This is a genomic window from Methylobacterium tarhaniae (genome assembly GCF_001043955.1).
Lineage (GTDB): Bacteria > Pseudomonadota > Alphaproteobacteria > Rhizobiales > Beijerinckiaceae > Methylobacterium > Methylobacterium tarhaniae.
This window is the reverse complement of record NZ_LABZ01000020.1, coordinates 1-18441: the sequence shown is the minus strand read 5'-3', so window position 1 is coordinate 18441 and position 18441 is coordinate 1. Positions and strand designations below refer to the sequence as shown.

Here is an 18441-nt window from a genome sequence, read left to right as displayed (position 1 = left end):
CCGGCCTGAGCTGACACGTCCGAAACGACTGGCGGCTGCCCGCGAGCATAGCGCGTCCCGCCAAAGACCTCAACGCCACCCGATCCGACACGATCTGAGGAGCCGAGCATGGCCACGGCGCTGACCGGCCTCGTCCGCAACTTCGGCGCGCCGAGCCTCGCCAAAACGTGGAACGAGGAGGACCATCCGCGCGACGATGACGGGAAGTTCTCGTCGTCCGGCGACGGGGACTCGGGCGGCGGCGAGGATGAGGAATACGGGCCCGGTGAGGGCTATGAGACCAAGGACCAAGAGCGGCACGACAAGGCCATGGCGGCGTTCAGCGAGCATGCCGGCGGGCTGGAGCACAGCCTGAACAGCGTGGCCGCCGCAGCCCATGACCCAGACGCCAGCCCGGAGAAGATCATCGCGGCCGGAAGGGACGCGATCAGGCAATTCAAGGATGCCGGCCGCGCCTACGACAAGGCGTCAGCCATCCGAGGTAAATATGGCGATGCAGCGCCGGATGCAGGCATTCTGAACCTCGACACGGAAGACTTGGTCAGCGCTCTCAAGGACTATGACGATGCTTATACCGCCTCTCAGGAAGCGCTGACGACGATCCGCGAGAACACCGCCAGCCGCGCGACCTCGGCCTCACAGGCCGGCAGCGGCCGGCACGACGACGCCATCACCCATCTCGAGCGCGAGCTGGAGACCGCCTCAAGCTCAATGGCCGCGCGCCGGGCGGCCATGCGGTCAAAGCCCGCCTGAGCCAGCGAGGACACGAACATGTCGCCTCTATCCCTCTTCCTCCCTCTGACCAAGGTCGACGCCAAGCAGCGCCTAGTCTACGGCGTCGCCACGGCCGAGACCAAGGACCGGTCCGGCGAGGTCTGCGATTACGCCTCGACCAAGCCCTATTACGAGAAGTGGTCGGGCGGCATCCACAAGGCCACCGACGGCAAGTCGTTCGGCAACCTGCGGGCGATGCACGGCAAGGTCGCGGCCGGCAAGGTCACGGCGCTCGCCTTCAACGACGACGCCCGGCAGATCGAGGTCTGCGCCAAGGTGGTCGACGACGCCGAGTGGGCGAAGGTGCTGGAGGGCGTCTATACCGGCTTTTCCCAGGGCGGCGCCTACGTAAAGCGCTGGAAGGGCGAGGACGGCGTCATGCGCTACACCGCCGACCCGTCCGAGATCAGCCTCGTCGACCTGCCCTGCCTGCCCTCCGCCACGTTCCAGGTGCTGAAGGCCGACGGTGCCGCCGAGACCAAGCACTTCGCCCCCGCGGTGACGGTGACGCCAGCGGAGCCCAGCAACGCCGACGTCGTGGCCCGGGCTGAAGCCCTCGCCAAGGCGGCCGGCCAGGCGGGCAAGCCCGGCGACTTCATCGCGCCGGCGCGACAGGCGCTGGAGGCGGAAGCCGCGGCGGCGGCCCTGGCGAAGGCGGGCGGTTCGGGCGCTGAGGAGCCGCCCGCCGCCGAACCGGGTCCGGACTATGCCGGCGTGGAACAGGTCTGGAAGGCGAAGGACGGCACGACCTTCGCCAAGAAGGCCGACGCGCTCGCGCACAATGCGCGCGCCGAGGCCGAGGCCGCCGCCCGCGTCACCACCGGGCCGGTCCTCGACTTGCTGGCCGACCTGACGAAGCGGGCGGGCGGCGACCCGGAGGGCGAGACAGCCAGCGAGGACCCGCCGGCGAAGCCGGCCAGGAAGCGCCGTCGCCCGACCGACACGGCCGCCGGGGGCACTGTGGACAAAGCCTCCGCATCCGACCTCGAGAATGGTCTATACGGCGTCTCGCGCCTGGCTTCCCTGATCGGCGAGGTGAAGGACCTGCAGTCCTCGTTCGCCTTCGACGCCGCCTATGCCGGCGCCCAGACCGACGTTCTGGCCCGCATCCGGGCGTGGGCCGCGCAGGGCCTCTCGCTCCTGGTCGCGATCGTGCAGAGCGAGATGGACGACCTCGCGGGCAGCACCGACGACGCGACGATGGCACTCGCCGCCGGGAAACTGAGCGACGATGCCTGGGGGGCGCTTCGCAAGGCCGTACCGGCAGACAGCATGGGCGGCCGGGCCCTCGCCAAGGTGGGCGCGCGCAACAGCAAGTCTGACGCCGAGAAGATCCAGGGCGTGCACGATCACGCCGTGGCGCTCGGGGCGACCTGCGGGGCCGGGAAGGCGGCGGGCGGCGACGCGCTGGCGAAGGGCGCGGACCTCGTCGAGGTCGTGCGGGCCGAGCTCACCAAGGTCGCGGGCGAGCGCGACGCCCTGCAGAAGGCCGTCACGGACCAGATCATGCCGGCAATCGCCACGCTGAAGACGATGATCGGCGCGATGCCGGTGCCGCGCCACCTCGCCGGCCGGGCCGTCACCAAGGGCGCCGAGGGCAGCCCCGAGCCGGCCTCCGACGAGCAGGCCCTGCAACTGCTCGCCAAGATGAGCCCGGACGACCGCGCCACCTTGCTGATCAAGGTCGCTCAGCAGAACCCCCAGCAACTGGTTCCGGCAGCGCGCTGACGCGCCGGGGCTGAACATCGAGGCCGAGCCGCCCGGGGACGGGCCGGCCCCGGACCTCACCCGCCGGGCCTTGCGGCCCACACCCTTACGACGTCCGCAACGGCGCGGCCCGGGAACGGGCCGAGCGCGCCCGCGGCCGTGCCTTTCGATCCGGATCACGCTCCCATGTATCAGGACAATCCCGCTGCCGCCCTGGAGGCCCTGAAGAAGGCCCAGGCGATCCCGCTCAACGACCCGATCCTCGCGCAGCTCGGCCTTGCCGGCCTGGAGAAGGCCACCTTCTCGCAGGGCACCTCGGCCACGAGCGGCCTCACGTTCTACGACCTCGAGCTCGGGGCGAAGTCGCTCTATCCCGTGCTCACGCCGCTGCGGAACCTCATCCCGCGGGTGCCCGGCCGCGGCGGCATCCAGGCCGCCTGGCGCGCCATCACCGGCATCAACGTGTCGGGGATGCGCATCGGCGTGTCGGGCGGCAACCGGGGCGGCGTGCAGATCGTCTCCACCGCCGACTACACCGCCTCCTACAAAGGGATCGGGATCGAGAGCAACGTCGATTTCGAGGCGCAGTACGCCGCGGCGGGCTTCGACGACGTGCGCGCCATCGCGGCCCGTACCGGCCTCCAGAGCCTGATGCTCGGCGAGGAGGCGATGATCCTGGGCGGCAACACCTCGCTCGCGCTGGGCACCACCCCGACCCCGACCCTCTCGGCCTCGTCGGCCGGCGGCAGCCTGGCCAACGGCACCCTGTCGGTGATCTGCGTCGCGCTCTCGCTCGACGGGGTGATCAACGGCTCGCTCGCCGGCGGCATCCAGTCGACCATCACCCGCACCAACGCGGACGGGAGCACCGACATCTTCGGCGGCGGCGCGGCCCAGCGCTCCGCGGCAGCCACCGTCTCGGTCACCGGCCCGACCGGCTCTGTCGCGGCTTCGGTCGCCGCGCTCTCCGGCGCGCTCGGCTACGCCTGGTTCTGGGGCGCGGCCGGCTCGGAGCTGCTCGGCGCCATCACCTCCATCAACTCGGTCACCATCACGGCGACCGCGACGGGCACGCAGACGGCCGCCTCGCTCGGCGCCGCCGACCGCTCGACCAACGCGCTCGCCTTCGACGGCCTGCTCACCCAGGCGCTCAAGGCCGGATCGGGCGCCACCATCGTCACCATGCCCTCCGGCGTGCCGGGCGTCGGCACGCCGCTCACCGCCGACGGCGCCGGCGGCGTGGTGGAGATCGACGCCGTCCTCAAGACGATGTGGGACACCTACCGGCTCTCGCCCGACACGATCTGGGTCAACAGCCAGGAGGCGCTGAACCTCTCGAAGAAGATCCTGCAGGGCTCGGCCAACAGCGCCTTCAAGTTCGAGTTCTCCGCCGCCCAGGACGTGCTCGGCGGCGGCATCATGATCCGCAAGTACCTCAACCGGTTCTCGATGCAGGGCGGCTCCGTCCTCGACATCCGGGTCCACCCGAACATGCCGGCCGGCACCATCCTGTTCACCACCGCGGCGCTGCCGTACCCTGTCAACAACATCGGCAACGTCATGCAGATCAGGACGCGGCAGGACTACTACCAGATCGAGTGGCCGCTGCGCTCGCGCAAGTACGAATACGGCGTCTACGCGGACGAGGTGCTTCAGCACTATTTCCCGCCGAGCCTCGCGATCCTGAACAATATCGGCAACGGCTGATCATCGTCCTGGGCGGCGCGAAGGCCGCCCTCACCCATTCTCCCGCCGCGAGTGCCCATCATGCCGATGAACTGGCGCCTCTTCCCACCGATCGCAGTCTCGGACCGGACCCGCATCGTCAACAGGCGGACCTATTCCGGCCAGCCCGGCACCGTCGTCAGCGTGCCGGAGCAGGACGGCCAAGTGCTGCAGGCGAACGGCTGGACCTACATCGCGCCGTCTGGCCCGACGAGCGAGCGCCCGAAGGGCCGCACCGGGATCTATGCCTCCCACCGCGGGACGCAGTTCTTCGACGAGACCCTGGGCAAGCTGATCGTGTTCGACGGCCAGACCTGGCGCGATCCCCTCAACGGCAACGCGGTCTGAGGAGACCCGCCATGATCACGATGCGCGCCCCCGAGGGGCTGACAGGGTTCACCCACCAGGGCTTCCCCGTCGAGATCCGCGACGGCTTCGTTCAGGTCGACCCACGCTTCCGCGGCGAGTTCGAGGCGCACGGCTTCCTGGCGGAGGACGAGGCCGGCCCGGCGCCTGCCCCGGCGCGCCCGCTCGACCTGCGCAAGCAGGTCCTGATCGGCCTGTTCTCCGACCGGCTCGACGCCATGACCGACGACGAGCTCGACGCGATGCTGGCCGAGGCGCGGGCGGCCCAGCAGCGGGAGCAGGACGGGGCGTCGAACCTCGACCCGGCCGCGGTGACGCCCGAGGCCATCGACGCGATGACCCGGCCCGAGCTCTTCGCTTTCCTGAAGCTGAAGGGCGTGCCGGCCGTGCCTCCGATCACCAATGAGGCCCTGCGCGACAAGGCGCGGGCCGCGCTGGCGGGCTGACCGCGGTGGCGCCCAACCCTTTCGACCTCGTGCGGCTCTCCGACCTGCGCGCAACACCGGATCCCGACACCGATCCGGCCCTTCAGCGGCAGATCAAGGCGGTGAGCCGGACGATCCTGACAGCGATCAACCGGCCATCGATCCTGCCGCGCAGCTACACCGAGACGCGCGAGGTCGGGCGATCCGGCGTGCTGCTGGCGCAATGGCCGGTGATCCGCATCGACGCGGTCGATCTTGCCGGGACGGCCATGCGCCCGCTCGTGTCCGGTCCGGGCCCGATCGCCGGCGCCACGGTCGATCCCGCCGACGAGGCCCCCCCGGGCCGGCCGCAGATGTTGCGGTTCTCCGCCGGGGCGCCGCTCGGCCTCGGCTTCGCCCGGGTCACGGTGACCTACACGGCCGGCTACCAGGTCACGGCCGAGGCCGCCGTCGTGCCCCAGGGCGGGAGCGTCGCGACACTCGAGCCCTACGGCGCCTGGGCGAGCGATGGCGGCGTGACTTATGCCGAAGGCGGCGCTCTGACCCGCGTCACCTCCGCCCCGGCTGCCGGTCAGTACGCTATCGACGGCGTGGGCGGCTACACCTTCGCGGCGGTGGATGCCGGCCGGCAGGTCGCGCTGACCTACGGCTACGTCCCGGCCGACCTCGCCAATGCGGCCCGGGAATGGATCCTGGAGCGGCAGGCCTATGCCGAGCGCGTCGGGCTGCAATCCAAGAGCCTCGGCGGCCAGGAGACGGTCTCCTATCGCATCGCGGCCGTGCCGGACTTCGTCGCGCCGGTCCTGCAGCAATACGCCAGCGTGGTGCCGCCGTGCTGACCGAGATCCAGGTCGACGAGACCAAGGTCGTCGCCCGGTTCGAGCGCGTCGTCGGCGACGTGCTGCGCGAGATCCGCGCGGCGGTCGACATCGAGCGCCTGATCCTCGAGGCGCTGGTCAAGCGCAAGCTGTCCGGCGAGGTGCTGAACGTCGTCACGGGCAAGCTCCGGCGCTCGATCTACAGCTACGTCGAGACCGAGGGCGACCGGATCTCGGGCGTGGTCGCGCAGTCCGGCGACGTGAAGTACGGCGCCCGCTGGGAGTTCGGCTTCACGGGCGATGAGGTCGTGCAGGCCCACGTCCGCACGATCACCCAGGCCTTCGGCCGGGCCATCGCGCCGCGCGAGGTGGAGGTGCGCGAGTTCACCCGCCACGTCGACCAGCCGGCCCGGCCGTTCATGCGCCCGAGTCTCGCCGAGCGGGCAGCGGCGATCGTGGCGCGGCTCAAGGGCGCCGCCGTGCGCGGAGCCGGCGCATGACGCTCCCAGCCCCCGCGACCCGCAACGCCGCCGTCGAGGCTCTGAAGTCCGTCATCGCGGGCGTCTGGGCCTGGAAGACCCCGCCGTCGCGCCGCCTCAAGCTGTTCGCCGACGTGCCCGCCAAGGCCCGGCCCTGCGCCTTCCTGCACGAGGGCGGCGACGAGACCTACACCTGGCAGAGCGGCGCGATCCCGAAGCGCCGGATCGAGGTGAAGGTCTTCGTCTACATCGATGTCAAGGACCCGAAGGTGGTCGGCGCGGCGCTCCTCAACGACATCATGGACGCCTTCGACGCCAGGCTCGCGCCAAAGGGTGCCGACGCCATGCTCGGCCGCAACACGCTCGCCGGCACCCAGTACATGGCACGCATCGCGGGCCGCCCGATCAAGGTGCCGGGCGACCTCGACGGCGACGGGCTCCTGATCGTGCCCGTCGAGATCGATCTTCCCTGAATCCAGAGGACGACACCATGCAGGACGATCCCAACGCCCCGGCAGCGCCGGAGCCAGCGCCCGTTGCCGCGCCCCTCGCCGAGCAGATCGACAGGCTACACCACGACACCTTCGCGGGCACGGCGCTCGGCCACCACACCGATCTCTGGAACCTCGTCCACGCCTTCAAGGAGCGCGTGAAGGCGCTCGTGGTCTCCGGCTGACGATCCGGCTGCTTCGTCCACCCTCAAGCCCAGGAGGTCCCCGTGTATTCCTTCGGCTCCGGCGTGCTGATCGGCACGCGCAACGACGTTCCCAACGCCACCCCGGTCAATTTCGGCCTCGTGCAGGAAGTGACGATCGACGAGAGCGCGACGGTCAAGGAACTCTACGGCCAGTTCCAGCGCCCGGTCGCCATCGCCCGCGGCACGATCAAGACCACCGGCAAGGCCAAGGCGGCGCAGATCTCCGGCCTTGCCTTCGCCAGCCTCTATTACGGCGTCACGCCGACGTCCGGGCAGCTGATGACGGCTTTCGGCGAGGCCGCCGCCGTTCCGGCGACGTCGCCCTACACCAGAGCGGTCGCCAACGCGTCGAACTTCGTCGATGACCTTGGCGTCCTCAACGCCGCGACCGGCCTGCCCTTCGTGAAGGTTTCCTCGGCTCCCTCCGCCGGTCAGTACAGCGTGGCCGCCGGGACCTACACCTTCGCGGCGGCCGATGCCGGCAAGGCGCTCCTGATCAACTACACCTACACGCTGGCCGGTAGCGGCCAGCGCTTCACCGTCACCAACCAGCTGCTCGGCACCACGCCGACCTTCGCCTGCCAGTTCTACACCACGTTCCAGGGGCAGGCGGTCAACGTGAAATTCGGCAACTGCACCTCGTCCAAGCTCGGCTTCGGCACGAAGCTGGAGGATTTCGTGATGCCCGAATTCGACTTCAGCATGTTCGCGGATGCTGCGGGCAATGTCGCGACCTGGTCGTTCGGAGATGCCGCGTGAGCGCGCCCACCATGACACCCCCGCCGCGGACCATCCGGCTCGGCGCGCGCGAATGGACGATCCGCCCGCTCACCCTTGCGCAGCTGGAGGAACTGGATCCGGTCGTTCAGTCCGGCCCGGGCACGGGCCCAACCACATACGGCGCGGCGGTGATTGCCGCCGGCCTGAGGCGCGACCACCCGGAGGATGCGGCCCTGGCCGACAGGCGCGAGCTCGAGGCGACCGGCCCCGAGGTCGCCGCGGCTTCCTCCACCATCCTGCGGCTCGGCGGCTACCTGCCGGAGACGCCGCCGGGGGAAGCGCGCGCGGCGGAGAGCGCCGCGGCCTCGACTTCGGCTTCATCTACGGACGCCTCGCCACCGGCTGCGGCTACGCCCCCGGCGTGATCGCCGGGATGACGATCTGGGACGTGGAGCGGATCTTCGCCTACTGGCGCGGCTCGCCGCCCACCCACGAACTCGTGGCCGCCTATCTCGGCTACAAGCCGCCGCCCGAGCCGGTGACAGTCGCTCCTTCCGCCGACGATCCCAGCGGCATCGGCTCCATGATCATGCGGTTCCCCGACGGTGCGGTGAAGCATGGCTGACGACATCCAGGTCCGCTTCGGGGGCGACGCGTCCGGCATCCGGACGGCAGCGCAGCAGGCCAAGGCCGCGATCCTGGACCAGGCGGCGGCGGCACAGGCCGCCAACCTGGCCACGGCACAGGCCCTGCGCGACCTGAGCGCCGAGATGCTCGCCAACCGCGAGGCGATGCAGGCGCAGGTCGCAGCCGCCCAGCAGACCGCCGCGGCGACGGCGCGCATCGCGGCGGCCACCCGCGAGGCGAGCGACTGGCAGACCGACCTCAAGGCGCGCCTCGAGCAGACGACGCTCGGCTACATCGCGGTCAAGGCGGTGGCGCTGGAGGCCGCCGCGACGATGGCGGTCTGGAACGCCGCCGTCTCGATCGACCGGAGCGCGGCCGCTTCGTGGGGGGGGCTGCCGGGCCAGATCCGCGAGGCCGCCGTGGCCGTGCGCGACTACTACACGTCGGTCGCCTACGCGGAGCGCGGCGGGCGGCTGTTCGCTCAGGCCAACGAGGGCGTGCGTGCCTCGATCGGCCGAATGATCCTCGACGCCGAGCAGTTCGTGGACCGGATGCGAGCGTCCTCGGCCGAGATGGCCCGCAGCCAGGTCGTCGCCATCTCGGCGGCCGAGGGGCTGGAGCGGTTCCGTACCGCGCTCGGCCTCACCAATTCCGGGGCGAAGGACGTCCTCCTCCGCTTCAACGCCGAGTTGCAGAAGATCCCAGGCCTCAGCCGCGACGCCGCGGCCGGCATCGAGGTCATGCTGGCGACGGTGCCGAACTACTCGGTCGATACCAACGCCATCCTGGTCAACCTCCTCCAGACCATCTCGAAAACCGGCGACGAGGCTGTCGCGAACGCACAGAAAATCAGCGCGGCGTTCAAGGATCAGGCCAACGGCGGCCGGATCCTCGGCGACCTGACGGCCGACCTGCGCAACCTCGAGGACATCCAGGTTCTCGCCCGTCGCATCGCGGCCTCGCTGACGCCGCAGCAGGCGATCTCCTACTTCGATACGATCGAGGGCCGCTTGAGGAAGCAGGCCGAGCAGCAGGCTTTCATCGCGGAGGAGAACGACAAGGCGATCCGCCGGTATCCCCTGATCGGCAATGCGTTGGCTGACATCAACGAACGCCTCTACGGGGCGCAGGCGGCGCAGCGGAGCCTCAACGAGGAGATCAGGGTCGCGACGTTGGAGCTGCAGACCCAGCGGCGCGAGCGCGAGGGGATCGTGGCCGCGCAACAGCACGAGGTGGACACACAGAAGGCGATCAACGTCGAGGCCTCGCAGGCCGGGCGGCTGCAGCAATCCGAGCAGGCCTCGACCCTGCTGCGCGGGCGGCTCCAGAACGGCGAGGCGGCGAGCCGCATGTCACCGTCCGAGCGCGACCTGATGATCCGCACAGTCTACGGCGAGGCCGGGGGCGAGAGTGCCGAGGGACAGGAAGCCGTCGCCAACGTCATCCGCAACCGCGTGCTCAGCGGGCGCTACGGCGGCAGCTACCAGGACGTCGTCACGGCGCCGCGGCAGTTCTCGGTCTGGAACCCGGGCGACCCGGCCGGCACCCGCGCCCGGGCCCTGAGCCCGGACAGCGACACCTACCGGCGCACCGGCGAGATCGTCGACAAGGTCTACCTGACCGAGGCGGCCGACCCGACCAGGGGGGCGACGAGTTACTACAACCCGAGGGCCGCCGACCCGGCCTGGGGCAGGACGCTCGGGAACGTCACCGACATCGGCAACCACCGGTTCGGCAACACGCCCGAGAGCCCGCCGGTCGGGGATGCCGCGCAGCAGGACGCGATCCGGCAGCGCCTCGAGGAGCAGGCCGACATTCGCCGGCGGATCGCCGATGAGCAGCGCGGCGGCACTCGGGCCGACGTTGAGTCGCTGGCGATCGCGCAGGGCAACCTGACGACAGCCCGCGATGCCGTGACCGAAGCGCAGCGGCTGGTGGAGGCGCGCCGCCGCGAGGTCGAGGCCACCCGGGACGGCACGCCGGCCGCACGCCTCGCCGCCGCCCGCGCCCTCGCCGAGGCCGAGCAGACCCTGCGCGACCGGCAGCGAGCGCAGGAGCAGAGCGAGATCGACCTGCGTGTCGCCGGCATGGAGACATCGAGCGCCGAGCGCGTCCGCATCGTCAACGAGGAGGTCACGAAGCAGCAGGCCGCCTATGCCCGTGGCTCGGCCGAGTGGAACCGGCTCGAACTGCAAAAGACCAACAACCTCCGAGCCCAGGAAAAGGCCGCGGCCCAGGAGGCAGAGACCCTGCTGCGGGCGCGCACCGCGCTCAGGACGGTCGGATCGGACAACAGCGACCCGGACACCGCCAAGGTCCGGATCGCGATGCTCGACCAGCTGCTCGCCAAGGAGGAAGCGGGTTCGCTCAAGTCCGTCCAGCTGGCGCGGGAGAAGGCCGAGATCGAGACGGCGTTGGAACGCGCTGCGGCCGCCGAGAAGGCGGCGGCCGAGGACGCCGCCTATCAGAACGCCCGCCGCATCCTTGATGACCGGATCAAGGATATCCGCGCCGAGGCCAGCGAGCGCCAGATTTCGTTCGAGGAGCGGCGGGCGCAGACGCTGGCGGTGCTGGCCGAGATCGAGACGCTCGAGCGCGGCCACCAGGAGCGTCTGACGGCGATCTGGGGCGACGGCACCAGCCAGTACCGTCAGGCCAGGGCCCAGCTGTTGCAGATCGACGGGCAATCCGCGGCCCGCCGCGCCCAGGCCGAGCGCGAGGTCAACAAGGCGGTCTACCAGGACACGCGCCGCTCCTACGAGCAGATCGGCGCCACGCTGACCAGCAACACCTTCGCGGTGCTGCAGGGCCAGCAGACCGTCGCCCAGGCCGCGCGCGCCACCGCGATGTCGATCGTCCAGAGCTACGTGCAGGCCAAGGTCCGGCTCGCCGCCGACTGGCTCGCCAGCGTCACCACCCACCAAGCCGGCGAGGCCGCCAAGACCGCCGCCACGGTCGCCGGCGTGACCACCCGCACGGGTACCGAGGAAGCGGGAGCGGCGACCTCCCTCGCCACGCAGGCCGGCGCGATGATCAAGAGCATCATGGCCTCGGCCGCCGAGACCTTCGCGGGCATCTTCGGCTTCCTGTCGCCGCTGATGGGCCCGGCCGCCGCCGGCCCGGCACTCGCCGGGCAGGCCACGGTCGCGGCCGCGGCGGCGGCGATCCCGAGCTTCGCCGTCGGCGCCTGGTCGCTGCCCGGCGACACGCTGGCGAACGTCCACCGGGGCGAGATGATCGTGCCGGCCGCCGCCACGCCTTGGGCGCAGAGCCTCATGGCCCAGGCCGCCGGCGGCAAGGCAGGCTCCGCTCCGGCCGGCGCCGGCGACGTGCACTTCCACGTCTCGGCCGTCGATGCGGCGGGGGTGAAGTCGTTCTTCCGCGCCAATGCCCGCCACATCATGGAGGCGATCAACGACGGCGTGCGCACCGGCTCCCATCTCGGCCTGTCCAAGCTGCGCAGCTGATGGCGACGTTCCTCGGGGTGAACCTGCTGCCGGCCTCCGGCGAGTGGGTCTACGACACCGTCCCCCACCGCGGCCTGCATGCCGGCGAGAGCGCGTTCGTCGCGCTCAACCTCAACGCGACCCCCGCCGGCACGACGACCGATTACAGCGTCTCGCTCGACCAGTTGCAGGCGCAGTACCCGGATTGCCGGACGGTCAACCTGATCGTGGCGTGGTTCGGCTCCTCCACCGACGTGGCGACGTGCCGGATCTATCCCTCGACCACCTTCATCGGCGGCCAGTTCCAGGCCCTCGTCTCCGGCACCTGGCAGGCCGAGCCGTGGCGCTGCTCGGGGCTGACGCAGGCCTCGCCCGGGCTGATCCCTATCTCGGCTAGCGGCGGCACCGCCACCTATGGCGGCACGCCGTCCGACCAGGCGGTGGTCCGCTGCATCCGCGACCTCAAGGCCCGCGGCCTGCGCGTCGTGTTCTACCCATTCCTGCTGATGGATTGCCCCGGTTATCCCTGGCGTGGCCGCATCGGCTGGCCGGGGACCGACAAGTCCGCCGCGGCGGCGAGCGCCGTAGCGGCGTTCCTGGGCTCCGCCGCGCCGTCGCAGTTCACCCGCGACGCCACGAACCTCACGGTCGGCTACGCGGGCTCGCCCACGGACTTCACCTTCCGGCGCATGATCCTGCACTACGCCCACCTCTGCGTGGTGGCGGGCGGTGTCGATCTGTTCCTCGTCGGCTCGGAGCTGCGAAGCCTCGAGGCGATCCGCGGACCCGCCTGGACCAAGACCGGGACAGTGGGATCGGACGGGCGTGCGACCTGGGACTATCCGTTCGTCGCCGGTCTGATGCAGCTTGCCGCCGATGTGCGCGGGATCTTCGACGGCGCCGGGCTCGCCCGGGACGCTGCCGCCCTGAAGAACCTGGTCTCCTACGCGGCCGACTGGTCGGTCTGGACCGGGTACCAGCACCCGGGAGACGCCGGCCAGTGGCCCCACCTCGACCAACTCTATGCCGCGCCCGCCATCGACCTCGTGGCGATCGACAACTACCTGCCGCTCTCCGACTGGACTACCGGCACCGGCGGCCTCGACGCGGCGAACTGGAGCGCCCCGGCCCCGACCGCGTGGCCGCCCACGGCCGCGACCATGAACGGCCTCGGCCTGTCCGGGCCGCCGATGCTGGCCTCGCTTGCCTACCTGAAGGCCAACATCGAGGGCGGCGAGAGATATGCCTGGTTCTACGCCGACTCCACCAACCTCGGTCCGGGCCTCGACCCGCTCGGCTCGGGGCTGACCGTCTCGCGCCCGCGCGGCGACCGCGCCACCCAGACCCGCACGCCCTACGCCGCCGGCCAGCAGCTCCTCGCACCGAAGATGCTGCGCTGGTGGTGGAACAACGCCCACCAGGCCGTCTACGACGCCGGCGACGGCCAGGGCTGGGTGCCACGCGGCGCGCCCACGAAGTGGATTCCCCAATCGCGGTCGATCACCTTCACCGAGTACGGCTTCCCGACCACGGATAAGTGCACCAACCAGCCCAACGTTTTCTATGACCCGAAATCGAGCGAAAGCTTCACGCCCTACTGGTCGGCCTGGGATCCGGCCGAGGGCGGACGCCTCGCGCCGCGGCGCGACGACACCCTGGCGGCACTCGGCCTGCAGGCGGTCTACGAGTACTGGGTGGTCGACGGGAAGAACGCCGCCTCGCCGGCCGGCCTCAAGATGGTCGAGCCGGCCTTCATGGCAGCCTGGAACTGGGACGCGCGGCCGTTCCCGGCCTTCCCGCTCCTCGGCTCGGTCTGGGGGGATGCGGCGAACTGGCGGGTCGGCAACTGGCTCGGCGGCAAGGGGCCGGCCCTGCCGCCGCCGGCCGCCGACCCACCGCCCGCGCCCGGCGGACCGTATCCGAGCCTCCCGACGCTCGCGGGCCGGGGCTGGTCGACCCGCTACCGGCCGGTCTTCGCGACGGCGGTGGCGGGCCACGTCTCGGGCCGCGAGAGCCGCGCCACCCGCCGCAGCCAGCCCACCTGGGAGATCGAGATGACCTTCGACGTGCTGCGCATGGATGTCGTCGCCGACCTTCAGACCCTCGTCGGCTTCTTCGGCCGGATGCGCGGGCGGGCGACGCCCTTTACCGTCCCGGTGCCGACCTATCTCGGCCTGGGCTCCTCGCTCCTCTGCCGCTTCGCCGAGGACGCCATCGCGCCCGAGCAGTTCATGGCGCGGCTGTGGGAGCTGCGCTCGCTCAAGCTCGTCAGCGTGCCGGCCTGATGTCCGGTGCTGGCCTGATGCACGCGACCTTTCCGAGCCTGCCGGGCATCGCCTGGCCCGTCACCAAGCGGCCGATCACCGCGACCCGGGTGGAGGCGCACGCCTCGGGGCGGGAGGTGCGCAGCCCGCTCTACCCGGCCGCGCTCTACGAGTTCACGCTGCCGGTCGAGGGCCTGACGCCGGACGGCTCGTTCCCGGGCCTCGGCACGGCGAGCCTGCAGGCGCTGCTCAGCCTCTACATCCAATGCCGCGGGACCTGGGGCACGTTCCTGTTCACCGACCCGACCGACGGCGTGGCCACCAACCAGGCACTCGCCGCCGGCGATGGCACAACGACCGCGTTCCCGTTCGCGCGCACCCTGGGCGGGCTCACCGAGACGGTGGGATGGGTGACGGCGGTGAGCCGGGTGACCGTGGCGGGTGTCACGCAGGCGGGCGGCTGGAGCCTCACCGCTCCGAACCTCCTCACCTTCGCGACGGCGCCCGCCGTCGGCGCCGTGATCGCGGCCGACTTCACCTACGCCTTCCCCTGCCGGTTCATGGACGACGGCGTCGATTTCGAGCACCTGATGCAGGGCCTGTGGGCGGTGAAGAGCCTGCGCTTCCGGAGCATCGCGCCGTGAGGGCCGCGCCCCCGGCGCTCGTCGCCCATCTCGCGGCGCTGCGCGCCCAGCGGGACGTCGCGCTGCTCTACGCCGATTGCTACACGATCACCCTGCGCTCGGGCACCGTGATCGCGGTCACCAACGCCGACGTCGCGGTGCCGCTCGGCGGCTTCGTCTACCTCGCCAACTCGCTCATGGTCGACGGCCTGCGGTTCCGCTGTGCGGTCGGCCTCGACGTCGACCAGCAGCAGGTCACCCTCGCGGCTCGTCCGACGGACCTGATCGGCGGCGTGCCCGCCATGGTGGCGATCCGCAACGGCGCACTCGACGGGGCAAAGGTCCGGCGCGAGCGCGCCTTCCTGACCGACTGGACCCTGCCGCCGGCCGGCGCCGTGCTGCTGTTCCAGGGCCGCGTCTCGACGGTGGACGCGGTCGGGCGCAGCGCGGCCCGGATCACGGTCGCCTCGGACCTCGTGCTGCTCGACGTCGACATGCCGCGCAACGTCTGGCAGCCGACCTGCAACCACGTCCTGTTCGATTCCGGCTGCGGCCTGCCCAAGGAGGCTTTCGGGGCTGCGGGTGCCGTAGGCGCCGACGCCACCCCGACGCGGATCCCGTGGACGGGCGCCTCGCCGGCCTATGCGCAGGGGACGCTCACGGTCACCGGCGGGGCCAATGCAGGGGCGACCGCCACCATCAAGGCGGCGGACGCCACGGGCCTGACCCTGGCCTATCCGCTCCCGGCCGCACCGGCGCCGGGCGACAGCTTCGTGGCCTACCAGGGCTGCGACCACACCCTGGCGACCTGCCGGGCCAAGTTCGCCAACGCGGCCCGGTTCCGGGGCTTCCCGTTCGTGCCCACCCCCGAGACGGCCCTCGGATGATCGCTGCCCCGAGCGAGGACCAGGCGCGCGCCCACGTCGTCGCGGAGGCGCGGCGCTGGGTCGGCACGCCCTATCACCCGGGTGCCGACGTGCACGGCGTTGGCGTCGATTGCGGCATGCTGCTGGTTCGGGTCTTCGTCGATACCGGCCTCGTCCCGGCTTTCGACCCGCGGCCCTACCCGCAGGACTGGCACATCCACCGCGACGACGAGCGCTACCTCGGGTTCCTGTTCGGGCGCACCCGCGAGGTGCCGGCGCCCGGACCCGGCGACATCGTGATGTTCCGGCACGGCCGGACCTACTCCCACGGCGGCATCGTCACCGCCGCCGAGCCGCTGACCCTCGTGCACGCCTTCTCGCCCGCGCAGGCGGTGATCGAGGAACCCGTGAACCGCAACGGGCAGCTGACGCAGCCCTATCGCGCGCCGCGCTTCTTCAGCCTCTGGGGGGCGCCGTGAGCCTGTTCGGAGCCAAGAAGAAGCGGGCGGTCACGCCGGACTATACCGGCCTCCAGATCCAGACCGCCTCGAGCGCGCTGCCAGTCGCGATCATCTATGGCACTAACCGCGCCGCGCCGAACCTGATCTGGCACGACGGCTTCCAGACCCACGCCCAGCGCAGCAAGACCTCTGGGGGCAAGGGCGGCGGCCAGAAGGCCACGGTCACCGGCTACACCTACTCGACCTGGCTGATGCTCGGCATCGGCGAGGGGCCGATCCAGGGCATCGGCACGATCTGGAACGGGCAGGCCAGCGCGGCCTATCCGGCCTACGGCCTGAGCCTCGTTTCTGGCACGACGCCGCAGGAGCCCTGGGCGCCCGCCATGGCACGGTATGGCGATGCGGCCCTGGCCTATCCCGGCACCGCCTATGCGGCGTCACCGGATTTTGACCTCGGCAGTTCGGCCAGCATCCCGCAGCTCGCCTTCGAGGTGCGGGGACGGCTCGTCGGCAGCAGCTCGAGCGCCGACGATGCCGACCCGGCCGCCATGCTGGTCGATTTCCTGACCAACGCGCAGTACGGCGTCGGCTTCCCGGCCGCCTCCCTCGATGCGCGCACGATCCTCGGCAGCCCGGGCGACGGATCCTACCAGACTGCCTGCGCGGCGCTGGGGCTGGCACTCAGCCCGGTCCTCGCCGACCAGGAGACCGCCAACAGCATCCTGACGCGCTGGCTCCTCCTCACCAACGCCGCCCCGGTCTGGTCGGGCGGACTGCTCAAGATCGTCCCCTATGGCGACCTGCCGGTCACGGGCGGGACGGTGGCCGGCGGCACGGTCACCTTCCAGCCGAACGTCACGCCGGTCTACGAACTCACCGACGACGATTTCCTGCACGCCGAGGACGAGGATCCGGTCCGCCTCACCCGCAGCGACCCGCACGGGATTCCCAACCTCCAGCGGATCGAGTGCTCCGATCGCGGCCACGCCTATGCCGCCACCACCGTCGAGGCGCGCGACCAGTCGGCGATCGAGCGCTTCGGCCTCAAGGCGGGCGCGAGCGTCACGGCCCGGGAGATCTGCGCGCTGCCGGTCGCGGGCCTCGTGGCGCAGCTCCTGCTGCAGCGCGCGCTCTACATCCGCAACACCTACACGTTCCGGCTGTCGTGGGAGTACTGCCTCCTCGAGCCGATGGACATTGTCACCCTGACCGATCCGGGCCTGGGGCTCGCCCGCACGCCGGTGCGCATCCGCGAGATCGAGGAGGACGAGGAGGGCCTTCTGACGGTCGTGGCGGAGGAGTTCCCGGGCGGCGTCGCGACCGCGACCCTCTACCCGGTCACCGGATCCGCCGGCCGCAGCATCAACCGCGACGTGGCCGCCGCCCCGGTCAATCCGCCGGTGATCTTCGAGCCGCCGCCGGAGCTGACCGGCGGCGAGGCGCAGGTGTGGATCGCGGCCTCGGGCGGAAGCGGCGGCGTGGCCGATCCCAACTGGGGCGGGGCGAATGTCTGGATCTCTCGCGACGGCGTCAGCTACGCCGAGATCGGCACGATCACGGCGCCCGCCCGGCACGGTGTCCTGACCGCGCCCCTGCCGATGCCGGCCGGGCCGAACCCCGACACCGCCAGCACGCTCGCGGTGGATCTCGGCTGTTCGGCGGGCGTGCTCACCGGCGGCACCCTCGCCGACGCGCAAGCGGCCGTCACGCTGGCCCTCGTGGACCGCGAGCTGGTCGCCTATGCCAGCGCGACACTCACTGGTCCGAACGCCTACGCGCTCACCACCCTCATGCGGGGGCTGTACGGCTCCGCGCCCGCGCCCCACGCTGCCGGAGCGCCCTTTGCTCGGCTCGACGACGCCGTATTCAAGTACGTCCTGCCAGCCGCCTACGTGGGTGTGCCGCTCAGCCTCAAGCTGCAGTCGTTCAACGTGTTCGGCGGAGCGCTCCAGGACCTCGCCACCTGCGTGGCCACCACTTACACGCCCCTCGGCTCGGGCCGGATGGGACCGGTCGCCGAGGCCCTGGCAGCGGGCAACCCGGTCGATCTCGGCATCGCCTCGCAAACCGCAGCACAAGCCGACGATCTCGGCCTCGCCTCCGATCCCTATCCGACCTTCATTGATCTCGGGCTCGCCTCGTCATGAGCATCCGTCTGCAATTCCTGCGCGAAGCGTGGTCGTTCCTCTCGACCTTCGTGGGTCGCCCCGGCGAGGTCGTGGTCGACGCGACGAACAACCGCCTCGCGGTGCATGACGGCACCACGCCGGGCGGCTTCCCGACCGTGACCGCGGCGGACCTCAAGACGCTTCAGAACGTGACCCGCCTCGGCCTCGGCACCACCGCCGACGCGCAGAACCCCTTCGCCGCCAAGCTGAACAAGGCGCTCTGGACCGCCTTGACCGTGGGCGAGGGCGGCACCGGGGATCTGCGCTACACCCTC

General features: G+C 71.2%; 19 protein-coding genes. All 19 read left to right on the top strand.

The window, feature by feature from the left end; genetic code table 11:
* The first annotated feature begins 108 nt into the window (after positions 1 to 108).
* On the top strand, positions 109 to 753 hold the full coding sequence (locus tag VQ03_RS03280) for a hypothetical protein (protein ID WP_048449425.1): 645 nt from the start codon (positions 109 to 111) through the stop codon (positions 751 to 753).
* 18 nt (positions 754 to 771) lie between these two features.
* The gene (locus VQ03_RS30830; RefSeq protein ID WP_053078381.1) at positions 772 to 2502 is read left to right on the top strand and encodes a hypothetical protein; all 1731 of its coding nucleotides are present in this window, start codon (positions 772 to 774) and stop codon (positions 2500 to 2502) included.
* 165 nt (positions 2503 to 2667) lie between these two features.
* Positions 2668 to 4188 (top strand): hypothetical protein, encoded by a 1521-nt coding sequence (locus VQ03_RS03270; protein WP_053078380.1) that lies wholly within the window; start codon positions 2668 to 2670, stop codon positions 4186 to 4188.
* A gap of 60 nt (positions 4189 to 4248) precedes the next feature.
* Complete coding sequence (locus VQ03_RS03265; RefSeq protein WP_048449424.1) at positions 4249 to 4554, top strand: hypothetical protein; 306 nt, start codon at positions 4249 to 4251, stop codon at positions 4552 to 4554.
* Positions 4555 to 4565: 11 nt separating this feature from the next.
* Entirely contained in the window at positions 4566 to 5018 is a 453-nt protein-coding gene (locus VQ03_RS03260) for a hypothetical protein (protein WP_048449423.1), read from the top strand.
* Positions 5019 to 5023: 5 nt separating this feature from the next.
* Positions 5024 to 5836, top strand: a complete 813-nt coding sequence (locus tag VQ03_RS03255) for a hypothetical protein (protein ID WP_053078379.1) — start codon at positions 5024 to 5026, stop codon at positions 5834 to 5836.
* A complete protein-coding gene (locus VQ03_RS03250) occupies positions 5830 to 6315 on the top strand; it encodes a hypothetical protein (RefSeq protein ID WP_053078378.1) in 486 nt (161 codons plus the stop codon). Before VQ03_RS03255 ends, VQ03_RS03250 begins: the two co-directional genes overlap by 7 nt.
* A complete protein-coding gene (locus VQ03_RS03245) occupies positions 6312 to 6767 on the top strand; it encodes a hypothetical protein (protein ID WP_048449421.1) in 456 nt (151 codons plus the stop codon). Before VQ03_RS03250 ends, VQ03_RS03245 begins: the two co-directional genes overlap by 4 nt.
* Positions 6768 to 6784: 17 nt before the next feature.
* Positions 6785 to 6970: a hypothetical protein gene (locus VQ03_RS03240; protein ID WP_048449420.1), complete on the top strand. Its 186-nt coding sequence runs from the start codon at positions 6785 to 6787 to the stop codon at positions 6968 to 6970.
* A 42-nt stretch (positions 6971 to 7012) separates the two neighbouring features.
* Positions 7013 to 7750 (top strand): hypothetical protein, encoded by a 738-nt coding sequence (locus tag VQ03_RS03235; protein ID WP_048449419.1) that lies wholly within the window; start codon positions 7013 to 7015, stop codon positions 7748 to 7750.
* Positions 7747 to 8136 carry a hypothetical protein gene (locus VQ03_RS03230; RefSeq protein ID WP_053078377.1) on the top strand — a complete coding sequence of 130 codons (390 nt, stop codon included), beginning with the start codon at positions 7747 to 7749 and terminating at the stop codon, positions 8134 to 8136. Before VQ03_RS03235 ends, VQ03_RS03230 begins: the two co-directional genes overlap by 4 nt.
* Positions 8137 to 8144: 8 nt before the next feature.
* Positions 8145 to 8336, top strand: coding sequence for a hypothetical protein (locus tag VQ03_RS03225; protein ID WP_048449418.1), 192 nt, complete (start codon positions 8145 to 8147; stop codon positions 8334 to 8336).
* Positions 8329 to 11805 carry a cell wall hydrolase gene (locus tag VQ03_RS30825; RefSeq protein ID WP_053078376.1) on the top strand — a complete coding sequence of 1159 codons (3477 nt, stop codon included), beginning with the start codon at positions 8329 to 8331 and terminating at the stop codon, positions 11803 to 11805. The genes VQ03_RS03225 and VQ03_RS30825 overlap by 8 nt, the downstream gene beginning before the upstream one ends.
* Complete coding sequence (locus VQ03_RS03210) at positions 11805 to 14069, top strand: baseplate megatron protein TIM-barrel domain-containing protein (protein WP_048449417.1); 2265 nt, start codon at positions 11805 to 11807, stop codon at positions 14067 to 14069. Before VQ03_RS30825 ends, VQ03_RS03210 begins: the two co-directional genes overlap by 1 nt.
* A gap of 17 nt (positions 14070 to 14086) precedes the next feature.
* Positions 14087 to 14692, top strand: coding sequence for a DUF2460 domain-containing protein (locus VQ03_RS03205; RefSeq protein ID WP_048449435.1), 606 nt, complete (start codon positions 14087 to 14089; stop codon positions 14690 to 14692).
* A complete protein-coding gene (locus VQ03_RS03200) occupies positions 14689 to 15558 on the top strand; it encodes a DUF2163 domain-containing protein (RefSeq protein ID WP_053078375.1) in 870 nt (289 codons plus the stop codon). Before VQ03_RS03205 ends, VQ03_RS03200 begins: the two co-directional genes overlap by 4 nt.
* Positions 15555 to 16016, top strand: coding sequence for a C40 family peptidase (locus VQ03_RS03195; protein WP_048449416.1), 462 nt, complete (start codon positions 15555 to 15557; stop codon positions 16014 to 16016). The genes VQ03_RS03200 and VQ03_RS03195 overlap by 4 nt, the downstream gene beginning before the upstream one ends.
* Positions 16013 to 18145 (top strand): phage tail protein, encoded by a 2133-nt coding sequence (locus tag VQ03_RS03190; RefSeq protein ID WP_053078374.1) that lies wholly within the window; start codon positions 16013 to 16015, stop codon positions 18143 to 18145. Before VQ03_RS03195 ends, VQ03_RS03190 begins: the two co-directional genes overlap by 4 nt.
* The coding region (locus VQ03_RS33625; protein ID WP_048449415.1) for a hyaluronate lyase N-terminal domain-containing protein at positions 18142 to 18441 on the top strand (300 nt) is incomplete at its 3' end. The genes VQ03_RS03190 and VQ03_RS33625, both read left to right, overlap by 4 nt.